Source organism: Ruminococcus sp. AM43-6, assembly GCF_003461785.1.
Classification (GTDB): Bacteria; Bacillota; Clostridia; order Oscillospirales; family Ruminococcaceae; genus Hominimerdicola; species Hominimerdicola aceti.
Genome location: NZ_QTXU01000003.1, coordinates 76,212 through 98,848 on the forward strand (window position 1 = coordinate 76,212; position 22,637 = coordinate 98,848).

17 protein-coding genes are annotated in these 22,637 nt (G+C 45.0%); 13 read left to right on the plus strand and 4 right to left on the minus strand.

The features are described from left to right. Nucleotides 1–20 precede the first annotated feature (20 nt). Nucleotides 21–1,031: a cadherin-like beta sandwich domain-containing protein gene (locus DW938_RS03615; RefSeq protein ID WP_181984360.1), complete on the plus strand. Its 1,011-nt coding sequence runs from the start codon at nucleotides 21–23 to the stop codon at nucleotides 1,029–1,031. 214 nt (nucleotides 1,032–1,245) lie between these two features. Here DW938_RS03615 and DW938_RS03620 read toward each other — a convergent pair whose 3' ends face one another. Beyond that, nucleotides 1,246–2,109, minus strand: coding sequence for a polysaccharide deacetylase family protein (locus tag DW938_RS03620; RefSeq protein WP_118123918.1), 864 nt, complete (start codon nucleotides 2,107–2,109; stop codon nucleotides 1,246–1,248). 179 nt (nucleotides 2,110–2,288) lie between these two features. Between DW938_RS03620 and DW938_RS03625 the strand changes: the two genes are divergently transcribed. Together DW938_RS03625 and DW938_RS03630 are read left to right on the plus strand one after the other, a co-directional pair. Then, nucleotides 2,289–4,394 carry a methyl-accepting chemotaxis protein gene (locus DW938_RS03625; RefSeq protein WP_118123919.1) on the plus strand — a complete coding sequence of 702 codons (2,106 nt, stop codon included), beginning with the start codon at nucleotides 2,289–2,291 and terminating at the stop codon, nucleotides 4,392–4,394. 43 nt (nucleotides 4,395–4,437) lie between these two features. Beyond that, nucleotides 4,438–5,511 carry an ATP-dependent 6-phosphofructokinase gene (locus tag DW938_RS03630; RefSeq protein WP_117858469.1) on the plus strand — a complete coding sequence of 358 codons (1,074 nt, stop codon included), beginning with the start codon at nucleotides 4,438–4,440 and terminating at the stop codon, nucleotides 5,509–5,511. A 172-nt stretch (nucleotides 5,512–5,683) separates the two neighbouring features. On the opposite strand, the gene glgA is transcribed toward DW938_RS03630, so the two are convergent. Next, nucleotides 5,684–7,126: a glycogen synthase GlgA gene (gene glgA / locus DW938_RS03635; protein ID WP_022286605.1), complete on the minus strand. Its 1,443-nt coding sequence runs from the start codon at nucleotides 7,124–7,126 to the stop codon at nucleotides 5,684–5,686. Nucleotides 7,127–7,358: 232 nt separating this feature from the next. Here glgA and DW938_RS03640 point away from each other — a divergent pair, with 232 nt between their 5' ends. The 10 genes from DW938_RS03640 (at nucleotide 7,359) to DW938_RS03685 (ending at nucleotide 19,081) form a co-directional block, all read left to right on the plus strand. Then, nucleotides 7,359–8,975, plus strand: a complete 1,617-nt coding sequence (locus DW938_RS03640) for an ATP-binding cassette domain-containing protein (RefSeq protein WP_046441376.1) — start codon at nucleotides 7,359–7,361, stop codon at nucleotides 8,973–8,975. A gap of 33 nt (nucleotides 8,976–9,008) precedes the next feature. Beyond that, complete coding sequence (locus tag DW938_RS03645; RefSeq protein WP_118123964.1) at nucleotides 9,009–9,497, plus strand: GNAT family N-acetyltransferase; 489 nt, start codon at nucleotides 9,009–9,011, stop codon at nucleotides 9,495–9,497. 91 nt (nucleotides 9,498–9,588) lie between these two features. After that, nucleotides 9,589–11,088, plus strand: coding sequence for a sialate O-acetylesterase (locus DW938_RS03650; protein ID WP_118123920.1), 1,500 nt, complete (start codon nucleotides 9,589–9,591; stop codon nucleotides 11,086–11,088). A gap of 367 nt (nucleotides 11,089–11,455) precedes the next feature. Then, complete coding sequence (locus DW938_RS03655) at nucleotides 11,456–11,725, plus strand: ACT domain-containing protein (protein ID WP_022286601.1); 270 nt, start codon at nucleotides 11,456–11,458, stop codon at nucleotides 11,723–11,725. An 18-nt stretch (nucleotides 11,726–11,743) separates the two neighbouring features. Beyond that, entirely contained in the window at nucleotides 11,744–13,099 is a 1,356-nt protein-coding gene (locus DW938_RS03660; protein WP_022286600.1) for a PFL family protein, read from the plus strand. Nucleotides 13,100–13,154: 55 nt separating this feature from the next. Then, nucleotides 13,155–13,934, plus strand: a complete 780-nt coding sequence (locus tag DW938_RS03665) for a sugar phosphate isomerase/epimerase (RefSeq protein WP_118123921.1) — start codon at nucleotides 13,155–13,157, stop codon at nucleotides 13,932–13,934. 30 nt (nucleotides 13,935–13,964) lie between these two features. Next, entirely contained in the window at nucleotides 13,965–14,825 is an 861-nt protein-coding gene (locus DW938_RS03670) for a histidinol-phosphatase HisJ family protein (protein ID WP_118123922.1), read from the plus strand. A 130-nt stretch (nucleotides 14,826–14,955) separates the two neighbouring features. Continuing rightward, nucleotides 14,956–15,825, plus strand: coding sequence for a dipicolinate synthase subunit DpsA (locus tag DW938_RS03675; RefSeq protein ID WP_118123923.1), 870 nt, complete (start codon nucleotides 14,956–14,958; stop codon nucleotides 15,823–15,825). Then, complete coding sequence (locus DW938_RS03680; RefSeq protein WP_242992357.1) at nucleotides 15,815–16,399, plus strand: dipicolinate synthase subunit B; 585 nt, start codon at nucleotides 15,815–15,817, stop codon at nucleotides 16,397–16,399. The genes DW938_RS03675 and DW938_RS03680 overlap by 11 nt, the downstream gene beginning before the upstream one ends. A gap of 600 nt (nucleotides 16,400–16,999) precedes the next feature. Continuing rightward, complete coding sequence (locus tag DW938_RS03685) at nucleotides 17,000–19,081, plus strand: elongation factor G (RefSeq protein ID WP_118123925.1); 2,082 nt, start codon at nucleotides 17,000–17,002, stop codon at nucleotides 19,079–19,081. Between the two features lie 204 nt (nucleotides 19,082–19,285). Here the strand turns inward: DW938_RS03685 and DW938_RS03690 are convergent, their stop codons facing one another. Both DW938_RS03690 and DW938_RS03695 read right to left on the minus strand, forming a co-directional pair. Next, nucleotides 19,286–20,815, minus strand: coding sequence for a YifB family Mg chelatase-like AAA ATPase (locus tag DW938_RS03690; protein WP_117858485.1), 1,530 nt, complete (start codon nucleotides 20,813–20,815; stop codon nucleotides 19,286–19,288). Nucleotides 20,816–20,837: 22 nt separating this feature from the next. After that, nucleotides 20,838–21,785, minus strand: coding sequence for an alpha/beta hydrolase (locus DW938_RS03695; protein ID WP_118123926.1), 948 nt, complete (start codon nucleotides 21,783–21,785; stop codon nucleotides 20,838–20,840). Nucleotides 21,786–22,637: the final 852 nt, after the last annotated feature.

Genomic DNA, 22,637 nt, shown 5'->3' on the forward strand with positions numbered 1-22,637 from the left:
TGTTATCAGGAGGGATAGCAATGACCACAAAAACAAAGCTTGTAAAAAGAATATTCTCATCGCTCTTGACAGCCGCACTTGCAGTTCCAATGACGGCTCTCACTGCCCATGCAACAGGGGAGGCTTTCTTCTATCCGCCTAAAAACCCCGTCATGACCGATCAGCAGTTTGAAGTTTCCGTGACATTTTCTGCAGATTCAGATATAGGAAGCGTTCAGGCAAATATCGCCTATGACGATTCCGTTATAGAATTTGTGTCAAGCGACAACGCCTCAGGCGGCGGAGGAGTTCTTACAGTAAACGGATTTCCTGATACCCCATCTTCAGAAGTGGATTTCAGCTTTACGTTCAAAGGTCTGTCAGCAGGAAATGCAAATATAAGCCTGCAAAGCTGTCAGATATATTCTCCTGATTCAGAGCTTATCGGCTCGCCTACCGCCTATTGTGTCATAACAGTTGGAAGCGATAAGGTGGAAACCAAGACCGAAACAGAAACCACGACCACCACCGAAAAGACCACCACCACTACCACTAAGACCGCACCTTCAAACGGCATACCCGATAAAGGCGTTCTTACAGCCCTGACAGTGGATAACGGCGAGCTTTCTCCTGCCTTTGCCTATAATGTCTATAACTATACAGTGAACGTTGACAATTCCGTTACCAATGTTGAGATAGAGGGAACAACAGCAAGCCCCTCTGATTATATATGGTATACAGGCACAAGCGAGTGTCAGGTAGGCGAAAATGTTCGTACTATCACCGTCACAGACGTTGACGGCAACGCCACAACCTATACTGTCACCATAATCAGAGCCTCAGGCGGAGATGAACAGCAGACCCGGACCGCCCAAAAGAAAGACAGCTCCGATACTTCATCTGCCGTGTCCAAAAACGCAAATGTTATGGACCAGTATAAAAAGATGCTCAATACCGCCCTTGCTATCGTCCTTATTGTCCTTGTTATCGCACTTGTCGTAATAATTATCTGGATAAGAGGAAAGATCAAAGGCGGCAAAAAGGATAAATAAGTTCTGTGTAAAGAGATGATAAACAGCCAAAAGCGGCGTATCAACGTGCTTTTGGCTGCTTGTGACAGCATTTTTCACTCTGCTTACACGAATACACATTTTTTTTACAAAAATCACACAAAAACAAGTATAATTTCGACACCTGCCAGAGTATAATGTGAATATGCTGATGGTGATTCAGTTTAGAGAGTGGCTCCAATAGGGGCTGCTTTTTTTATGCTCCAAAAACTTTTTTCATGAATTCTTCTGTGGAGATGACCCCGCTGCGATTGAATCTGTAAAGACCAAAAAGGCAGCGTTCATCTTCTTTTTTTATTATATTGATTTTTTCCTCTACTCCAAGACTAGCCTCAAACCCCATGTTCTTTACGAGCCGACTTGCACTTTCGCAGGTTATGCCGAAAGGATAGGTGTAAACGTTTGGCTGAAAACCACAGTGTTCATCGCAAAGCGTTTGAAGCTTCGTGGTGTCGTTAAGAAATACCTTTCGGTAATCCTCGTAGCTTTCCCCCTCCAGCTGACCGACTCCACGCCTGCCTTCAAGATTGTGCATATCGTAAGAGTGATTGCATATCTCCACATGACCGCTGTCACGAAGCACCGAAACGTCCTGCCAGTCAAGATAAGAGTAAGCAGGATCAGGCTCAGCCTCCTCGCAGGCAGCGTCAGTGTAAGCCCCCACAATAGATACAGTGGCTTTCATATCGTATTTTTCAAGAAGCGGCAGAAGATATTCTCTGTAGTTGTAAGTGCCGTCATCAAAGGACAGTATGATAGGCTTCTCAGGCAGTTCGCCCCCACGCTTCACATATCTTATAACGTCATTTACAAAAACAGTAGTGTAGCCGTTCTGCTTCAGATAAAGCAGATCCTTTTCAAGCTCGATAGGCGTTATGACATACTCACCGCTGCGATCTTCGTTTTTTACGATGCTGTGATACATTATGATCGGAAGCTTTATCCCATCTGTTTTTTCTTCTTTTGCAAAGGTCGGCATAACAGCCACCGCCGCCAGCATAGAAAGTATAGCTATAACACAAAGCATCACCCTTTTTCTTATCCTTAGACTTATGTACATATTTTATTTACCCCCTTTTTACCTATTTTTATTCACCTCCATATCATTAATTGCATCATAAATTCACAAAAAATATGCTTGTGGTACTTGAAATAATTGTGCAATTATGATATAATAAACACGTAATATCGCAGTGTTGTGTGCTGCGTTAAAAACAAGTTCATAAGGGGGAACTTTATATGAAAACGTTGCGTTCAAAGCTGCTTTTGGCAATGCTTTCAATCGCACTTATCATCACGGTGCTGCTTAGCTTGGTTTCCGTGTATTTTATAAACGTTTCTGCAAAGGATACGCTCAAAAGCACCGCTGAACCACTGGCTGTTCAGGCGGCTAAGAATTTTGACTCGACGATCAGCTCTTATACGAATAATATAGTTTCGACCGTAAAGTCTGATTCTTTTTTAGGGGCAAAAACTGACGCTGACAGACTGAAGGCGGTAAAAAGTGGCTTTGCAGACAACACAGGCTTCTATCTGAATTTTACAGTTTATGACGGCAATGGCATTGTGCTTGCAACAGATAATGAAATGGTATCGTCATCAGTTGAAAAGGAGCACATCATAAGCGCTTGCGAAAGAAGCTCGGCTTATATAACCGATATATATACCTTTGGCGGTAAGAATTATTTTTCTATACTTGCTTCAACAAAGTCTGGCAACACAGAACAAAAAGTCGCTTGTATTACCATTCAGAGCGATATGCTTATCAATGCTCTTAATGAATATACCTTCGGCAAATCCGGCTATGTTTATCTTGTTGGTAAAGACGGAGAGATCCTTCTTCATAAGGATACAGATCAGATAGGTAAAAATGCCCTTAAGATCGGTAAGAAAGATGAAGAATATACGGAAGTGACAAATGCCGTTGAGAAAATACTTGCAAATAACAGCGGTACAACAGAGTATAAATTTAAGGATAACAATTATATCGTGGGCTATTATGGTTCGTCATATTTTGACGGTACTGTCGTCATGGTTACAAATGTTGCCGACTTCACCACTGCAAGCTCCAGCGCACTTACTAATATCATTGTAATGGGCGTTGTGCTTATGTGCCTGACGGTGCTGTTCTCTCTGCTTTTTGCAAAGAGGATAACAAAGCCTATCATTTCTACCACAAACAGACTTCGTTCTCTCGCACAGGGCAACCTTACCGACCCTGTTGACGTGTGGTATTCAAAGGACGAGCTTGGCGTCCTTTCAAACTCTCTGGAAGAAACTATCGTCTGCCTCAGACAGTATATCAACCTTATCACAGTGGCTCTTACCCAGATATCTGAGGGTAACCTTTGCCACAGAATGGAAGGCACTTTCAAGGGCGACTTCTATAAGATAAAGAGTACGTTTAACGAGATACTCGACTCACTGTCTGATACCTTTGCTTCTATCAATATGTCAGCCGAGCAGGTGAACTCAGGAGCGGTTCAGGTGTCAAATATCGCACAGTCTGTATCACAGGGTTCTACACAGCAGGCTTCCGCGATCGAGGAGCTTTCCGCTACCCTCAGTGATGTTTCAAAGCAGATAACTCAGAACTCTGAGGACTCTAAGAACGCTTATAATATCGTACTTAAGAATACCGAAGCCGTTGACAACTGCAACAGCGATATGGGCAACATGGTAAATGCCATGAATGCTATCCATACAGCTTCCGATGAGATCTCAAAGATAATCAAGGTCATTGACGAGATCGCATTCCAAACAAATATCCTTGCCCTTAACGCCGCCGTAGAGGCCGCAAGAGAGGGTTCAAAGGGCTTTGGCGTGGTAGCAGACGAGGTAAGACGTCTTGCATCAAGATCAGCCGAAGCCGCAAAGCAGACCGCTTCACTTATCGAAAACCAGTCTGCCGCCGTTTCAAAGGGCTCTAAGATAGCCGAAGAAACCGCTGATTCACTGAACAATATCGTAAGTAATTCAAATACTATGAGGGATCTCGTAAAGAACATTTCAGACGCTTCTGAGGCACAGGCAGAAGCGATCGTTCAGGTAAATACGGGAGTAGACCAGATATCAGCCGTTGTATCAGCCAATACCTCGACTGCAGTCGGTTCAGCTTCCGCAAGTGAAGAGCTTTCAAGCCAGTCGCTTATACTAAAGAATATGATAGCACGTTTCAAACTTAGCGAGAACAGTGAAAAGGATAAGAAAGAACATCAGACTTCAAGGTTCACATATATTGACGATGAGCCGGAAAGCGAGGCCACCCCTGAGGAAACTCAGCAGGATATCACTCCTTCCGACGAAGCCGATATAGAAGATTTCAGCACAAGCGATAAGTATTGATATCGTTGATAATGATAGAATTTCATTGAAAGGACTTGGTAAAATGAAGAAAAGAATAGGCATACTCACAAGCGGAGGAGATTGTCCGGGACTTAACGCAACTATCAGAGGCGTTGCAAAGGCTTGCTATGAAAAGTTCGGTGAAGACGTCCAGATAATCGGCATAGAGGACGGCTATTACGGGCTTATCAATAATATGTGCAAGGAAATGAAGCAGTCTGATTTTTCTGGTATCCTTACCACAGGCGGAACTATTTTCGGCACAAAGAGAACGCCTTTCAAGAAAATGCAGGTCATCGAAGAAGATAACGTGGATAAAGTAAAGGCTATGAAAGAAACCTATAAAAAGCAGAAGCTCGATTGCCTGCTCACCTTGGGCGGCAACGGCACTCATAAGACCGCTAACCTCCTTTCAACTGAGGGACTTAACGTTATCGGCCTGCCAAAAACTATCGACAACGATATCTGGGGCACAAGCGTAACATTCGGCTTCCATACCGCTGTTGACACAGCCACAGACGTTATCGACAGACTTCATTCCACAGCCAATTCACACGGAAGAATACTTGTTGCAGAAATAATGGGCAATAAAGCCGGCTGGCTCACCCTCTATTCAGGTATCGCAGGCGGTGCAGATATAATAGTGATCCCTGAGATACCATACGATATAGAAAAGCTTGCCGAGGCTTGCGAAAAGAGAGAGTCAAAGGGATTCTCTATAATGGCAGTGGCTGAGGGTGCTTTTGATAAAGAAGAGGCAAAGCTTAAAAAGAAGGAAAGAGCAAGACTCCGTGCAGAGCAGGGTCTTACAACTGCTACACCTAGAATTGCAAAGCAGATAGAAGAGCTTACAGGCAGAGAAACAAGAGTTTGCGTTCCTGGTCATATGCTCAGAGGCGGCAGTCCGTCAGCCTATGACAGAGTGCTTGCTACAAAGTTCGGCGTTCATGCCGCAGAGCTTATCGCAGCCGATAAATATGGCTATGCAGTGGCAATGATAAATGAAGTTGTGTCAGAAAACCCACTTTCAGAAGTCGCAGGCAAAACAAAATTCGTCCCTGCCGACCACCAGCTCGTCAAGACCGCAAAGGCTCTAGGCGTTGCTTTCGGTGACTGATAAATGCAAAACAAAAGCGGTGCAGCCTAAACTGTGCCGCTTTTTATGTTTGTTTCCGTAGAGGCGATCTGAGGTCGCCCACCTGTTCTCCGACAAATCATATGCTTGTCACAAAACCTATAACATAAAAAAAGCTCCGCATTTTTCCTGCGGAGCTTTTCTTGTATCTATCTTAGCCGATAAGCCAGTCATACATTTCCTGATATTTGTTAGCAGAAGCCTGCCATGAGAAATCCTGTGCCATTGCAGATTTGATAAGTCCGTTCCATTCGTCACGTCTGTCATCAAATATGTACTTTGCGAACATAACAGTGTTGTACATCTCGTGTGCATTGTAGTTTGCAAAGCTGAAACCAGTGCCGGTCCTCTCAAACTGATTGAATGGCTGAACAGTATCTCTCAAACCGCCGGTTTCACGAACGATAGGCAGCGTGCCGTAACGCAGTGACATAAGCTGTGAAAGTCCGCATGGCTCGAAAAGTGACGGCATAAGGAATGCGTCAGCGGAAGCGTAAATGCGGTGGCTCATTTCCTCACTGTAGTAAATGTTAGCAGAAACTCTGTCAGGATACTTGCCTGCAAACCAGCGGAACATATCCTCATATTTCTGCTCGCCCGTGCCAAGCACAACGAACTGTATGCCCTGTTCGCACATTCTTTCCATCATGTATGCAATAAGGTCAAAGCCCTTCTGATCTGTCAAACGGCTCACAATGCCTATCATGAAACGATTGTCGTCCTGCGCAAGACCAAGCTCAGCCTGAATTGCTCTCTTGTTGTGTATCTTCTTCTCGAGCACGTTGTCATAATTGTATCTTACAACAATGTTCTTGTCCGTGTCAGGGTTGTAATCAACGTAGTCGATACCATTTACGATGCCTCGAAGATCGTTAGCCCTTGCCCTCATAAGTCCGTCAAGACCCTCGCCGTAGAACTGAGTCTTTATCTCCTCTGCGTATGTGTTGCTGACAGTTGTGATAGCGTCAGCATAAACAAGACCGCCCTTGAGCATATTTCCGTCAACGCCCGTTCTCAGCTTGTCGATAGTGAAGTAGTAGTCAGACAGACCGGATATCCTCTTGAACTGCTCAACTCCGTCATTTCCCTGGAATTTCAGATTGTGTATAGTCATAACGGTCTTTATGCCGCGGAAAAAATCTCCCCCTGCAAAGCTGTCATGAAGATATACAGGTATAAGACCCGTCTGCCAGTCGTGACAGTGTATAACATCAGGACGGAAATCAAGAAGCGGCAGAGCAGAAAGCACAGCTCTGTCAAAGTACATGAACTTTTCTATATCCCAGTGATGCTCAGTGTAAGGCTTGTCACCGGTGAAATAATGTTCGTTGTCGATAAAATAGAACGTAACGCCGTCATAAACACATTCAAGCACGCCTACATATTGGCTCTGACCTGCAAAGTCCATGTAGAAATGCGTTTTGTACTGCATCATGTCTTTCCACTGCTGTTTCATGCAGGAATATTTAGGAAGAATTACTCTGACATCATAATACCTCTTGTCAAAGCACTTAGGCAGAGAGCCAACAACGTCAGCAAGACCGCCTGTCTTGATAAACGGAACACACTCCGAAGAAGCAAACAAAACTTTTTTCATATTCAAGTTATCCTTTCCAACTTAATTCTTGAATTTTCAGGGCAATAATTATCGCTATTGCCAATGTGTACATAACAATTATAACACTTTTTGTTGAAAACGTCAAGAGCAAAACCTCGTTTGCACCATAAAAGCGCAGTGATGAAAAATTAATAATTAAAAGTAGACATAAGCCTCTTTGTGTGGTATAATAAAGTGTCAAAGTATAATTATCAGATATAGGAGAGTTAAAATGATAACAGTATCAAACGTAAGCCTTTCATTCGGTGGTCAGCTTCTTTTCAAGGACGTTGACCTTAAATTTACAAACGGCAACTGCTATGGCATAATCGGTGCAAACGGTGCAGGAAAGTCAACATTTCTGAAGATCCTCTGCGGTGAGATAGAGCCTACCACAGGCGAGGTAGTGATCTCAAAAGAGGACAGACTTTCAGTGCTTCGTCAGGATCACTTTGCATTTGACGAGTATACAGTTCTCGAAACTGTAATAATGGGCAATAAGCGACTTTATGAGATAATGAAAGAAAAGGACGAGCTTTACGCCAAGGAGGACTTCACCGAGGAGGACGGTGACAGAGCAGGTCAGCTTGAAAGCGAGTTCGCAGAATTAAACGGCTGGGAAGCTGAGTCTGACGCATCAAAGCTCATTCAGGGTCTTGGTCTTTCCGAGGATATCCTCTATTCACAGATGTCCACCCTCTCAGGTAACGAAAAAGTCAAGGTGCTTCTTGCACAGGCGCTTTTCGGCAATCCTGATATTATCATGCTGGACGAGCCTACAAACCACCTTGATATCGACGCTATAAGCTGGCTTGAGGACTTCCTTGCCGACTATTTCGGAACTGTCCTCGTCGTATCCCATGACAGACACTTTCTTAATAATGTTTGTACCCATATCGTGGATATCGACTATACAAAGATAAAAATGTATGTTGGTAACTACGAGTTCTGGTATGAGTCCTCACAGCTCATGCAGAGAATGATAAAGAACCAGAACAAGAAAGCCGAGGAGAAGATCAAGGAACTTCAGGAGTTCATCAACCGCTTCTCAGCAAACAAATCAAAGTCCAAGCAGGCTACCGCAAGAAGAAAGCTCCTTGATAAGCTCACAGTCGAAGAAATGCCTGCCTCATCAAGAAAATATCCTTTCATAGGCTTTAATATGGATAGAGAGCTTGGAAAAGACGTCCTCAAAGTCAACGGCATATCCAAAACAGTTGACGGCGTAAAGCTCCTCAATAATGTTTCCTTTACCCTCAGCCGTACCGATAAGGTCGCTTTCATAGGCGAGTCCGAGCAGGCTATCACAATGCTTTTCAAGATACTTGCAGAGGAAGAAGAGCCAGACGAGGGCAGTATTAAGTGGGGCGTTTCCACATCACGCTCATATTTCCCAATAGATAACTCAGCCTACTTCAACGATAATGACGAAAGCATCGTTGACTGGATAAGAAAATATTCCACTTCCGAGGTAACAGATACCTACCTCAGAGGTTTCCTTGGCAAAATGCTCTTCTCAGGGGACGAGATATATAAGCCTGTAAAAGTTCTCTCAGGCGGTGAAAAGGTAAGATGTATGTTCAGCCGTATGATGCTCTTCGGCTCAAACGTTATAATGCTTGACAGACCTACAAACCACCTCGATCTTGAGTCTATCACAGCCGTAAATAACGGACTTAGAGATTTCAAAGGCGTTGTGATCTTCGCATCTCATGACCACGAAATAGTTCAGACAGTTGCAAACAGAATAATCGAGATAACCCCTGACGGCTGTATCGACAGACAGGGAACATATGAGGAGTTCCTTGATTGGCGACGTGAGCGTGGCATGAAGTCATTTATAGAGTAATTTTATTATGGAGAAGTATCCAAAATGGCAAAAATGAAAAACGTGACCGTAAGAGGTTACAATATTGATGACGTTCCTGCAATGGCAGAGATATGGAACGAAGTTGTAAAAGAGGGCAATGCCTTTCCACAGAAAGAGACCCTCGACTATGATGGGGCAAAAAAATTCTTTGCTTCACAAACATTCTGCGGTGTTGCAGAGTATGAGGGCGAGACCGTAGGAATGTATATTCTCCACCCAAATAACGTTGGCAGATGCGGACATATCGCAAACGCAAGCTATGCCGTAAAAAGCACCTGCCGTGGAAAAGGAGCAGGAAAGGTCATAGTCGAACATTGTCTTTTCATAGCAAAGCAGAAAGGCTTTAAGGTGCTCCAGTTCAATGCCGTTGTTGCATCAAACGTCAAAGCGGTAAAGCTTTACGAAAACCTCGGCTTTGTTAAGCTCGGCACTGTACCGCAGGGCTTTGAAAACAAAGATGGCGTCTTTGAGGATATCATTCTGTTCTACCACACTCTTTGATTAGTGAGGAGTTAGGAGTGAGGAATTAAGGTATCGCCTGAGGCGATGATATTTTTTTGAAATTTTATAGATATTGAAAGGAGAAAAAAGTATGTTAAAAGTAGCAAATATTTTTTCAAATGATATGGTGCTCCAGCGTGACAAGAACATAACAGTCTGGGGACTTGGGGACGAGGAAAGAACTGTCACAGTTACTCTTAACGGCGTGTCAGTCCAGACGCAGGTCTGCGACGGCAGGTGGACAGCCGTCCTCCCTCCAATGAGTGCTGGCGGAGAGTATGAAATGACAGTTTCAGACGGCTGTACAGAGAAAAAATTCTGCCGTATCATGATAGGCGAAGTGTGGTTCTGCGGCGGTCAGTCAAATATGGAGCTTGAACTTCAAAACGCAAAGGGCGGCAAAGAAGTTCTCGAAAACCTCACCCCTGATTGCAACGTAAGATTTTATTACACTCAAAAGCGTGGCACTCTTGACGAAATGTTCTATGAGGACGAAAACAATACCGCATGGTCGCAGGCTTCAAAGGATAATTCAAGAGCGTGGAGTGCAGTCGGCTTCTTCTTTGCAAGAAAGCTTGCCAAAGACCTCGGCGTGACCGTAGGACTTATCGGCTGTAACTGGGGCGGCACATCAGCCTCCGCATGGGTAGACAGACCGACCCTTGAAAACAACGCTGAAATAAGAAGCTACATAGACGAGTATGAAAAACGTATTGAGGGCAAAACTGTCGAGGAGCAGATAAAAGAATACAGGGATTATCAGAAATTTGAGCGTGTGTGGGATAAAAAATACGGTGAGCTTCTGCAAAAAGACCCAACAATGAGCTGGGAGAAAGCCAACGAGATCCTTGGCGATAAGAATTGGCCGGGTCCGATAAACTGCGTAAACCCATTCCGCCCAACAGGACTTTTTGAAACTATGGTATCAAGAGTTTGTCCTTATACAATAAAAGGCTTCCTCTATTATCAGGGCGAGTCTGATGACCATAAGCCGGACAGCTATTACACCCTCCTCACATCTCTTATCAGGCTTTGGAGAGAGAAGTGGGGCGACGATGAGCTTCCGTTCATAATCGTCCAGCTCCCAATGTTCAAATATGCCGCCGACCCTGATTATAAGCATTGGTGTAAAATAAGAGAAGCACAGATGAGAGCATATAAAACAGTGAAAAATACAGGAATAGCTGTTATCTCAGATTGCGGCGAGTTCAACGAGATTCACCCAAAGAATAAAGTACCCGTTGGCGAAAGACTTTGTTTGCAGGCAGAAAAGCTTTTCTACGGCATGGACGTAAAAGCATTCGGACCTATCTATAAGTCGCTGGAGTATAAAAACGGCGGTATAGAGCTTAGCTTTGACCATGCCGAAAACGGCTTTGTAGTAAAGGGCGAAGCACAGGGCTTTGAGATAGCAGGCAAGGACGAAGAGTTCGTAAAAGCCGATATCACCATAAACGGCAGTAAAATTTTCATCAAGTCAGACGCCGTTGAAAAACCTCTCTATGCAAGATATAACTGGTTCAACTATTGCGAGGTAACTATCTTTAACGAAACAGGCATACCACTTGCTCCATTCAGAACAGAAAAATAATACAAGAACGTCCCCTGAATGGGGGCGTTTTTTGTAGGGGAGCGGCGAAATTTCTGCTCGCAAGCTCACAGAAATTGACGTCCCGCTCAACAAACTTTTTTTGTTTTGCAGAAATCTGACACCCCGCTTTTTTGCACTTCAACGTTTTCGATTTTGTGCGAATTTTTTTGTAATTCGTAAAAATATGGGTAGGGGCGAACAATGTTCGCCCGTTTCGTTCACCGCAAACCACCTGCCTTGACCGTCGCCCCATAACACGGATTTTCCAACGTTAATAAAATATTTATAATTAAAACTCTTGGCAAAATCTCCGCTGTGTGGTATAATAGAAGATATATAAATGAATTTGGAAAGGCTGGTCTTATTAATGAGAGCTGTTGTTACGGTTATAGGTAAGGACGCTGTTGGTATCCTTGCAAAGGTAAGCACAAAGTGTGCAGAATATAATGCGAATGTTATCGAGGTCACTCAGTCAGTTTTGCAGGACCTCTTTGCTATGATAATGCTTGTTGACATCACAAAGCTCAACTCCGATTTTGCTACCATGGCAGACGGACTTACAGAGCTTGGTCAGACAATGGGTGTAAAAATCCATACGATGCACGAGGATATTTTTAACTGTATGCACCATATCTAAAGAGGAGATTTCTGTAAAATGATTAATACATATGACGTGTTGGAAACAATACGAATGATACAGGACGATTGTCTTGATATTCGTACTATCACAATGGGCATTTCTCTGCTTGATTGTATCGACAGCGATATAAACGTTGCCTGCGAGAATGTCTATAAGAAGATAACCGCAAAAGCCGCAAGGCTTGTTGAGGTGGGCGAGCAGATAGAAAAGGAGCTTGGAATCCCGATCATAAATAAGAGAATTTCCGTTACCCCTATCGCTATCGTGTCTGCGGCCTGCAAGTGTTCACCTGTTCCATTTGCACACGCTATGGACAGAGCCGCAAAGGACGTTGGCGTAAACCTTATCGGTGGATATACAGCACTCGTTCCAAAGGGCTTCTCCGCAGGTGATATCGAGCTTATCAAGTCTATCCCAGAGGCACTCGCTACTACTGAGAGAGTATGTTCCTCTGTAAATATCGGTTCAACAAAAACAGGTATCAATCTGGATGCCTGCAAAATGATGGGTGGCGTTGTAAGAGAGTGTGCAGAAAGAACAGTTGACTCTGCCTGCTTTGGCGCAGCAAAACTCGTTGTTTTCTGTAACGCAGTTGAGGATAACCCGTTCATGGCAGGTGCTTTCCACGGCGTTGGCGAGCCTGATTGCATGATAAACGTGGGCGTATCAGGTCCTGGCGTTGTAAGAGCCGCTTTGAGAAAATATCCTGACGCTGATATCACAAAGATATCCGACGTTATCAAGGAAATTTCATATAAGATAACAAGAGTAGGTCAGCTCGTTGGAACTATCGCTTCCAAGCGTCTTGGCGTTCCATTCGGTATTGTTGACCTTTCACTCGCACCAACTCCGGCAGTAGGCGACTCTGTTGCCCATATCCTCGAGGAAATAGGTCTTGAAAAGTGCGGTACACATGGCACAACAGCAGCCCTCGCCCTGCTCAATGACGCAGTTAAAAAGGGCGGCGTAATGGCTTGCTCAAGAATAGGCGGACTTTCAGGTGCATTTATCCCTGTTTCTGAGGACGCAGGCATGATTGATGCCGCAAAGAGCGGTGCGCTCTGCATTGAAAAACTTGAAGCTATGACCGCTGTATGCTCAGTTGGTCTTGATATGATATGTATTCCGGGCGATACCCCGGCCGATACTATTTCCGCTATCATCGCAGACGAAGCTGCTATCGGTATGGTAAACAACAAGACCACCGCCGTAAGAGTTATCCCTGCTATTGGCAAGGGCGTTGGCGAAGAACTTGATTGGGGCGGACTTTTTGGCTGCGGACCTGTTATGCCGCTCAAAAAAGAGTCACCTTCCAAGTTCATCAATCGTGGCGGACAGATCCCTGCACCACTCCATTCTCTCAAAAACTAAATTTTCACGGCGGCAGAGCAATTCTGCCGCTGTTTTTGGTAAGGAGGAAAACAGATTGAAACGCTGTATGTTTGCAGACTTCACCTTTAAAATACCCTTTGAGGAGCGTATAAGACTTATAAAAGAGAACGGCTTTGACGGTGTAATGCTTGGTTTTTCTGACGGACTAAAATACACACAGTATGATATTGTACGAAATTTTGGACTGGAAATAGAAAACGTCCATTCACAGTTTGATCGCATGAACGCCCTTTGGACAATATGCCCTGAGAGCGAATATATCCTCCAACGAACACTTGAATGTGTAAGAGTGTGCGGTGAGAATGGCGTAAAAACCATGATATGCCACCCCACTGACGGGCTTGTTCCGCCCGAAGTATCTCGTTTCGGTATAGAGAATTTCGCCAAGATAATACAGTGCGGAGAAGAAAACAGCGTCGATATCGCCTTTGAGAATATCCAGCTCCCACAGTTCCTTGACGTGCTTTTTGACCAGTTCGGAAACCATGATAACGTGAAATTTTGCTATGACACAGGTCATGAGAATTGCTTCTCAAAGCATACCGATTGCCTGACAAAGTTCGGCAGTAAGCTTGCCTGCCTGCATATCCACGATAACGACGGCAACACCGACGGACACATGATACCATTTGACGGCAACCTGAACTTTGAGAAATTTCTCAGAAAGCTCAAAAACCTCGACCACCAGCCACCATTGTCATTAGAGCTTTATATGTCAAAGTCCCCCATGTACCGAAATGCTGCACCTGACAGCTTCGTAAGACGTGCGGCAGAAGCGGCGAAACAGCTTGAAAAGCTCTACGATTCTATATAAGTACAAATTTTCGTACAGATAGGAGAACCTATGAAAACTCTTATAGATATGCACACCCACACAGGCTTTTCCCCCGATGGTGAGGGACCTGTAGAACAGTCTTTAGCAAAAGCCAAAGAACTTGGCTTGGCGGCATTTGCCATAACTGACCATTGCGATTGCAATTTTCGCTATAAAGCCGACCATTATGGTGACCCTGAAGCCCTGAAAGACGGCATGATGTACGGCTCGGGGGAGTATGCCCCCGCGAGCATAGTCGCCCAGTATGAAGCTTCCCAGCATCTGGAGGGTTTAAATTTTCTCTGCGGAATAGAGCTTGGTCAGCCTTTGCAGGATATAGAATTTGCCGAGGAGATAGCCTCCGACAAACGCCTTGATTTTATCATCGGCTCACATCATCAGAATAAAGGCAAGGACGATTTCTATTGGATAGAGTACAAAAATATGGATTTGTCGCAAATTTATGCTCTCCTTGACGACTATTTCAAAGAAATGCTTGAAATGTGCAAATGGGGCAAGTTAGACGTTTTAGGACACCTCACCTATCCTCTGCGATATATCCAAGGAGATTGCGGTATACAAATAGATCTTTCTCCATATGAAGATATTATCAGAGAAATTTTTTGTACACTTATCCAAAAAGGCAAGGGCATAGAGATAAATGTGTCGGGATTAAGGCAAAAATACGGCAAGCCCCTCCCGGACCTTGGCTATGTGAAGCTTTATAGATCCCTTGGCGGCGAGATATTGACCATAGGTTCAGACGCCCACTGCACCTCAGATATCGGCAGAGATATTTCTGCAGGCGTAGAAATGGCGCAGGCGGCAGGCTTTAAGTATCTGACCTATTTCAAAAAGCACGAGCCGAAGTTTATCAAGATAGAAATATGACATCATATCAAAGCGCCGCAATTCTTGCTTTGCAGGGATAGGGCGTTTTGTTTTGCCGGTAACATTTAGCCCACCGATACATATAATTATATATAACTCTATCAGGCATAGTCCCACAGGAGGTATCCATATGAAAAGAACAGTTTTCCTCTGCGTCGGCGGTGACGCAAGACAAACATATACAGCTCAGACTCTCACTAAAATCGGCAGGGTCTATACTTACGGCATGGACGATAAAGGCGAGGACACTATTCCCCTCGCTCATCTCGATCAGCTCACCGAAAAGGCGGACGTTCTCGTACTTCCTCTCATGAAAGCTGACGGGCTGGATATCTCTTCTAGCCGTAATGTAAAGGTATCATGCAGTGACGTTTCAACGCATTTAAAGAAAAATGCACTCGTGGCAGGCGGTCTGCTCCGCCGTGATCAAATAGAATATTTCTCCTCTCTCGGCTTCGATGTTAAGGATTACTATAAGCGAGAGGAGCTTGTTATAAGAAATTGTATCCCCACGGCGGAGGGCGCTTTGCAAATAGCCATGCAGGAGCTTGCTGTCACCGTGAACGGTTCCACCGTCCTAGTTATCGGCTATGGCAGAGTAGCGAAAGCCTGCGCTAAGCTTTTTCGGGCTGTCGGCGCAGATGTGACTATATCCGCAAGAAAGCTTTCTGCGCTTGCAGAAGCTGAGGGCGCAGGCTATAAGGCAGAGCTTATCACAGCTCTTGCAGAAAATATTTCGGGGTATACTATAATAATAAACACCGTCCCTGCCATGATACTTGATGAAAAGCTTTTGGGCGTAATGGATAAAAACTCTCTTATCATAGACCTTGCCTCCCGACCTGGCGGAGTAGATCATGAAACTGCCGCAAAGCTGAACAGGCGTGTGGTATGGGCATTGGGACTTCCAGCCAAAGCCGCACCTATGACTGCAGGAGAGATAATCGCCCGAACAGTCACGGACATTTTGAATGAAAGGGGAACAAAGAATGTCACTTGACGGCATACGAATAGGCTTTTGCATGACCGGCTCCTTCTGCACCTTTGAAAAGGCATTTGCCGCCGCAGAACGGCTCGTGCAGCAGGGCGCAAAGCTTGTGCCGATTATGTCTTTCAACGCCGCATCTATATCTACACGTTTTGGCACAGCGGAAGAAAACATCAAACGCCTTGAAACCATAGCAGGCCGCAAGGTCATACGCACCATAGAAGAAGCCGAGCCGATCGGACCGAAAAAGATGTGTGATATCATGATAGCAGCACCCTGCACCTCAAACACGGCAGCGAAGCTTGCTCTTGGCTTGACGGACACTCCAGCCACCATGGCGGTAAAAAGTCACCTGAGAAATGCTCGTCCCGTGGTCATCGCCATATCGACAAATGACGCACTGGCAGGGTGTGCTAAAAACATAGGTTATCTGCAAAATCTGAGAAACTACTATTTCGTACCATATGCGCAGGACAACTGCGAAAAGAAGCCAAACTCCATAGTGGCTGAGTTTGAACTCATACCCGAAACTATTCAATCGGCTCTTGATGGTATACAGCTTCAGCCTATCATAAGGGTAAAATAACCAAAAGCTCTCCGATCTGCTCGGAGGGCTTTTTTGCATTCACACATCTCTGATAACCGCACCCTACAGATATTCGGGCAAGTCCTGCCGCCGCAAAATCGCTTCGCTCTTTGCGGATATACGTTGCTCTATGGGATAGAAAAGCGGTGCAGATTTAATTCTCCGATATCACTTTTATCAGATATCTAACTTCTGTATGCTTTTTTACTTTGTTCTGCACCGCTTGGTCGGCTGTCGCCGATTGAGGCTTTGCCTCAAACTCCACAAGGGACTCTGTCCCTTGACCCTGCAAGCCCTCCAGCGCCGGGCTTGACCGTGCGCGTTATCTCTCGCTTCGCTCGGTGCTTGGGGGCAGCTTTCCTCATTCCTAATTCCTCACTCCTCACTCCTCACTTAACCTCCGCCCTTGTGCAATCTGCTTTATAACAAGTCTAAACTTTGTTCACATTCACGAAAGAAATTTTTCTTTCCGCCCTTGCTATTTATGTGGAAATAGTATATAATTATCTTATGCGGTTGATATATTTTGTGTAAATGATACATATAATTATACTGCATATCACATTAAGCCGTCCAACGGCATAGATTGGAGCGATCAACTTGAAAAAATACGACAGCACAAAAATAAAAAATATTGCTATTGCAGGTCAGGCAGGTTCTGGAAAGACCTCTCTGACTGAGGCACTGCTATATAAAAGCGGAGCTACTGACAGGCTCGGCAAGATAACTGACGGAAACACTGTTTCTGATTATACCCCTGATGAGATAAAGAGAAAATGTTCTGTTTACACATCTCTTTCTTCTTTGGAAACTGGCGAGTTCAAGGTAAATCTTCTTGATACTCCCGGTATGTTCGATTACGAGGGCGAAGCTGTTGAGGGCATTGCCGCAAGCGGTTGCGTACTCATCACTGTATCAGGTAAATCAGGCGTTCGTGTAGGTACTCACAAGGCTTATGACCTTGCAAAGAAAATGGGCAAGCCTACAATGTTCGTTGTAACAAAGCTTGATGACGATAACGCAAACTTCAATAACGTTCTTACTCAGCTCAAAGCAGAGTTTGGACCTACAGTTTGCCCTGTTGTTGTGCCTGTTATCGCAGACAGAAAGATAGTTTCTTATGTAAATCTCATTGAGATGAAAGCATATAAGTATGAAGACGGCAAGGCGGTTGAAACTGATATGCCTACAGCTGAGGTATCAGAGAAAATGGGTTATCGTATCGACGGACTTATCGAAGCCGTGTCCGAAGCCGTTGCAGAAACTGACGAGGCGCTTTTTGAAAAGTTCTTCTCAGGCGAAGCATTCACACAGAAAGAGCTTACCGACGGAATACATAGCGGCATGAACTCAGGCATTATAACTCCTGTTACTTGCGTTTCTTCCACAGACCTCTCAGGTGTTGATATGCTCCTTAAGGAGATAGACCTACTGCTCCCTCCTCCGTCAGAAAAGGACGCTATGATAGGCGAAACAGTAGACGGCGAAGCTGTTGAGGTCGCTTGCGTTGAAAGCGACCCTATGAGCGCATTTGTATTCAAGACAGTTGCTGACCCATTTGTTGGCAAGATGTCATACATAAAGGTGTTTTCAGGAAAGCTTACACCTAACAAGGAGGTTGTGAACGCTACCACAGGAAGCACCGAAAAGGTCGGAAAGCTTGTTACGCTTCAGGGCAAAAAGCAGATAGACGTTGCCGAAGCAGGCTGTGGAGATATCGTTGTTGCAATGAAGATGAACGTGAACACCAACGATACTATCTGTGACTCCGCAAGAGTTGTTAAGTTTGCACCTATGACATTCCCTAAGCCATGCTACAAAATGGCAGTAAGAGCTAAAAAGCAGGGCGATGAAAGCAAGATATCCGCCGCAATGACAAGACTTATGGAAGAAGACCTTACTATAGATTACAAGCTCGACCCGTCAACAAACGAAATGATACTCAGCACTTTGGGCGGACTTCACCTTGATTCAGTTGTGGGCAGACTTGCAGGGACATTCGGCGTTGAAGTAGAAACTTCTGTGCCTAAGATCTCATATCGTGAAACTATCAGAAAGAAAGTCAAGGTGCAGGGCAGACATAAGAAGCAGTCAGGCGGTCACGGTCAGTATGGTGACGTTTGGATAGAATTTGAGCCATGCGTATCTGACGATCTTATATTTGAAGAAAAGGTGTTTGGCGGAGCAGTTCCGAAGAACTTCTTCCCAGCCGTAGAAAAGGGCTTGCAGGAAAGCGTAAAGAAAGGCGTTCTCGCAGGATTCCCTGTAGTTGGTCTGAAAGCTATCCTTGTGGACGGCTCATATCACCCTGTTGACAGCTCAGAAATGGCATTCAAAATGGCAGCTTCTATCGCATACAAAGAGGGTATGCGTCAGGCAGAGCCTGTTCTCCTCGAACCGATCGGCTCTTTGAGCGTTTTCGTACCTGACGATAACACTGGCGACATGATGGGCGAGCTTAATAAGAGAAGAGGCAGAGTTCTTGGCATGAATCCTGCCGAAAAGAAGGGCATGACCGAGATAGTTGCCGAAGTTCCAATGGCTGAAATGGCAGACTTCACACTGCTCCTCAGACAAATGACGCAGGGTCAGGGCGTGTTCACCTTTGAAAAGGCACGTTACGAGCCGCTCCCTGCAAATCTTGTTGCAGACGTTATCGCAAAGAACGCAGTGGCAGATTGATTTTTGGGAAATAGAATTTTTAAGGGATAATTATAGAATTGTGATAAGGACAGTACGGGAATGTTTCGGGCGTTCCCGTACTTTTTTGCACAAAAAAACAGACGGAATAAAAACCGTCTGCAATTATCATATGTATTTGAATACACCATAGTAGGGGCGAACAGTGTTCGCCCGTTTCCTGTCAGCTTTTATGTGACGCACATATCACCCATTCCAATATTTTCTGTCAAGGCTTCGATACTGAACAGCCATTGCGATATGCTTTTTGTCTATGACCTTTGCACCGTCCATATCCGCAACAGTTCGTGCGACTTTAAGTATGCGGTCATAGGCTCTTGCTGAAAGTCCCAGCCTGTCAAAAACGTTCTCCAAAAGCTTTGAAGCCTCATCTGTCACAGGGCAGACCTCTTGAAGAATATCAGAGGTTATTCGTGCGTTGCAGGTTATGCTAGTGCCTTTGAAACGCTCGTTTTGTATGTCACGGGCTTTTTGAACACGCTCTCTTATTGAGGCGGAGGATTCTTCTTTGGCAGTGGAAGAAAGATCTGCAAACTCAACAGGTGCGACTTCCAAATGAATGTCAAAACGGTCGAGAAGTGGTCCGCTGACTTTGGAAAGATAGCTTGAAACTTGTTTCGGCGAGCATATGCACTTTCTTGTAGGGTGACCAAAATATCCGCATGGACAAGGATTCATTGCAGCGATAAGCATGAACGAACATGGGTATGTTATAGACCCTGACACTCTGGATATGGTCACCTGCCTGTCCTCCAAAGGCTGACGTAAGATCTCAAGAGCAGGGCGTGAAAACTCTGCAAGCTCGTCAAGAAAAAGCAAGCCGTTATGTGCAAGGGAAATCTCACCGGGCTTTGGCACAGAGCCTCCGCCTGAAAGTCCTGCCGGTGAAACTGTATGATGCGGTGAGCGGAAAGGTCTGGTGGTGATAAGAGGGCTGTTGCTGTCCAAAAGTCCTGCCACAGAATGGATATTTGTGGTTTCTATAGACTCCTCAAAGGTCATGGCAGGAAGTATCGACGGCATACGTTTTGCAAGCATTGATTTTCCTGAGCCGGGCGAACCTATCATAAGAACGTTGTGACCGCCTGCCGCTGCGACCTCCAATGCTTTTTTTGCCGCTGATTGACCTTTTACGTCGGCAAAATCAAGACTTCCGAAATAGCTTTCAGCGGTTGGCTTATAATGTGCCGCAGGAACTATTGCCGCCTTTTTCTCAAAGTGAAAAACAAGCTCCCGCAAAGACCTTACGCCATAGGCTTTTATACCCTCCACAACGGAAGCTTCACGAACATTGTCGGCAGGAACATATATCTCAGAAAGTCCCATTTTCTGCGCCATTATGGTCATAGGCAAAACGCCCTGAACAGGTCTTACTTCTCCGCTGAGAGAAAGCTCGCCGATAAAAGCGGAGGTGGAAAGCATACTGTCATCAACAAGGTCAGCCATTCGCAAGAGTGCAACTGCCACGGCTAAGTCATAGACTGAGCCTGTTTTTCTCACATCGGCAGGTGCAAGATTTATGATTATTTTTCTCAGAGGCAATGTTATCTCGCTTGAACGCAGTGCAGAACGCACACGTTCACGGCTTTCTTTTACAGATGCGTCTGCAAGCCCCACAATATCGAAAGAGGGCAGACCCTTTGAAGCTTCTATCTCCACCTTGACCGCAAAGGCGTTAAGCCCCAGCAGACCTACACTGTTTATTACAGCAAACACGTTGACTTCTCTCCCTTACGGCTTAATCTGAACACATTTCAGAGCTTATGATATCGAGCAGAAAATCTGCAATATCATTATACACTTCACGGCGGTTGGTTTCGTTCACAAGCTCGTGACGTGCATTTTCGTATATCTTCATCTCAACGTCACAGCCGTTGAGGGACAGCCTGTTGAACACGTTTAGTACGCCTTTTCCATAGTTTCCTACAGGGTCGGCACTGCCTGCTATAAGATAGGTAGGCAAAGTTTTCGGATAGGTGGAGAACCACTTTTCGTTTGAAACATACCACAAAAGCTTTGCAAGATTTTCAAAGCCATTTAGGGTGAAAATAAAGTTGCATTTAGGGTCTTTTTCGTAGTTGGAAACTATTTCAGGGTCACGGGATATCCAATCATATTCGCTTATTTTATCGGTAATTTTTCTTGTATAAGCACCGAAAGCAAGCTTATTTACGGCGTTGCTCCTATATTTATCACCATGGAGTATTTTGAGGCTGTCAACAAGGGTGAGCAAAGCAGGGATACCCTCCATGCCGCCGCTTGTTCCACAGAAGATAGCCGCTGTGAGGTTTCTGCCATGCTTGGTGACAAAAGCTCTTGCAAGGAAGCTTCCCATGCTGTGACCGAGAAGAAAATACGGCTTGTTAGGGTAGTTGTGTTTCATCATTTTTGTGAGAGTATACATATCCTCGACAGCATTTTCCCAGCCATGTTCAGGGGAGAAGTAGCCAAGCTCGGAGCTGTCGTTCACACTGTCGCCATGACCAAGGTGGTCGTTTCCGCATACTGCGAAGCCTAAGCCTGTGAGAAACTCTGCGAGGTCGTCATAACGTCTGAAATATTCGCACATACCGTGGGATATCTGAACGACACCTCTTACTGTGCCGATAGGGAAACGAACGTAATATGCGATCTTATGAAGTCCGTCAGAGGACGGGTAGTAGCTTTTGAAATGAGTACAATTCATAGAAATTTACCTCCTTGGGGTTAGGATTTCATGCAATTTTACTTATCAATAGTATAGCACTTTTTGGGGGAATAATCAAGGGGAAGTTTTTAATAGGAGCGGAGTTTAAGTGAGGAGTGAGGAGTGAGGAGTGAGGAGTGAGGAGTGAGGAATGGGCAAAGCAGACCAAAGTAAATTGCAAGCATAAAGTAAAATAAAGCACCGAGCGAAGCGAGCAAAAGGTCCAGGGACACGTCCCTGGTCAGGGTCAAGGGGTGAAACCCATTGTGGGGGTCTGGGGGCAAAGCCCCTAGCGGAGTTTGAGGCAGAGCCTCATTCGGCGTAAGCCGACAAGGTGCAGATTGTAGTATCAAAAGCAGATAGAAGTCAGATATTAGATGAAAGTGATATCGGAGAATTAAATCTGCACCGCCTTTCTAGCCCTAAGCGCAATGTAGATACGCAAAGAGCGGAGCGATTTTGCGGAGGAATAAACTATCAATAAAAATTGTAGGGGCTTGGCGAAATTTCTGTTCGCAAGCTCACAAAAATGCGACAGCCCGCTATTTCTTGCCAATTGAATTATCGGGGAATATCACAATAATGTACCTCGAAAATAATTTGGCATCAAAGATACAACAATCACAGCATTACACCTCCGAGCGGGCTGTCGAGGGCGCCAGCCCCTACAAGCGTGATAGGATAGTTTTTTGTTCTGTCCTACAATGGTTGTAATCGTGGACTTGTTTCTTCGACGGGCGAACGCTGTTCGCCCCTACCATGCGTTGTGGGGTTATTAAGGTTTGTGGGATAAACAATAATGCGAAACGTTGAGGGGGCGGGACGTCGGATTTCTGCAAAGCAGAAATTGCG

What these genes read in the sequence shown, in the direction of transcription:
- DW938_RS03615 (WP_181984360.1), top strand. Translation starts at nt 21, where the DNA reads ATGACCACAAAAACAAAGCTTGTAAAAAGAATATTCTCATCGCTCTTG.
- DW938_RS03680 (WP_242992357.1), top strand. Translation starts at nt 15,815, where the DNA reads ATGTCACTTGACGGCATACGAATAGGCTTTTGCATGACCGGCTCCTTC.
- DW938_RS03630 (WP_117858469.1), top strand. Translation starts at nt 4,438, where the DNA reads ATGAAGAAAAGAATAGGCATACTCACAAGCGGAGGAGATTGTCCGGGA.
- DW938_RS03675 (WP_118123923.1), top strand. Translation starts at nt 14,956, where the DNA reads ATGAAAAGAACAGTTTTCCTCTGCGTCGGCGGTGACGCAAGACAAACA.
- DW938_RS03660 (WP_022286600.1), top strand. Translation starts at nt 11,744, where the DNA reads ATGATTAATACATATGACGTGTTGGAAACAATACGAATGATACAGGAC.
- glgA (WP_022286605.1), bottom strand. Translation starts at nt 7,126, where the DNA reads ATGAAAAAAGTTTTGTTTGCTTCTTCGGAGTGTGTTCCGTTTATCAAG.
- DW938_RS03655 (WP_022286601.1), top strand. Translation starts at nt 11,456, where the DNA reads ATGAGAGCTGTTGTTACGGTTATAGGTAAGGACGCTGTTGGTATCCTT.
- DW938_RS03645 (WP_118123964.1), top strand. Translation starts at nt 9,009, where the DNA reads ATGAAAAACGTGACCGTAAGAGGTTACAATATTGATGACGTTCCTGCA.
- DW938_RS03625 (WP_118123919.1), top strand. Translation starts at nt 2,289, where the DNA reads ATGAAAACGTTGCGTTCAAAGCTGCTTTTGGCAATGCTTTCAATCGCA.
- DW938_RS03695 (WP_118123926.1), bottom strand. Translation starts at nt 21,785, where the DNA reads ATGAATTGTACTCATTTCAAAAGCTACTACCCGTCCTCTGACGGACTT.
- DW938_RS03640 (WP_046441376.1), top strand. Translation starts at nt 7,359, where the DNA reads ATGATAACAGTATCAAACGTAAGCCTTTCATTCGGTGGTCAGCTTCTT.
- DW938_RS03650 (WP_118123920.1), top strand. Translation starts at nt 9,589, where the DNA reads ATGTTAAAAGTAGCAAATATTTTTTCAAATGATATGGTGCTCCAGCGT.
- DW938_RS03620 (WP_118123918.1), bottom strand. Translation starts at nt 2,109, where the DNA reads ATGTACATAAGTCTAAGGATAAGAAAAAGGGTGATGCTTTGTGTTATA.
- DW938_RS03670 (WP_118123922.1), top strand. Translation starts at nt 13,965, where the DNA reads ATGAAAACTCTTATAGATATGCACACCCACACAGGCTTTTCCCCCGAT.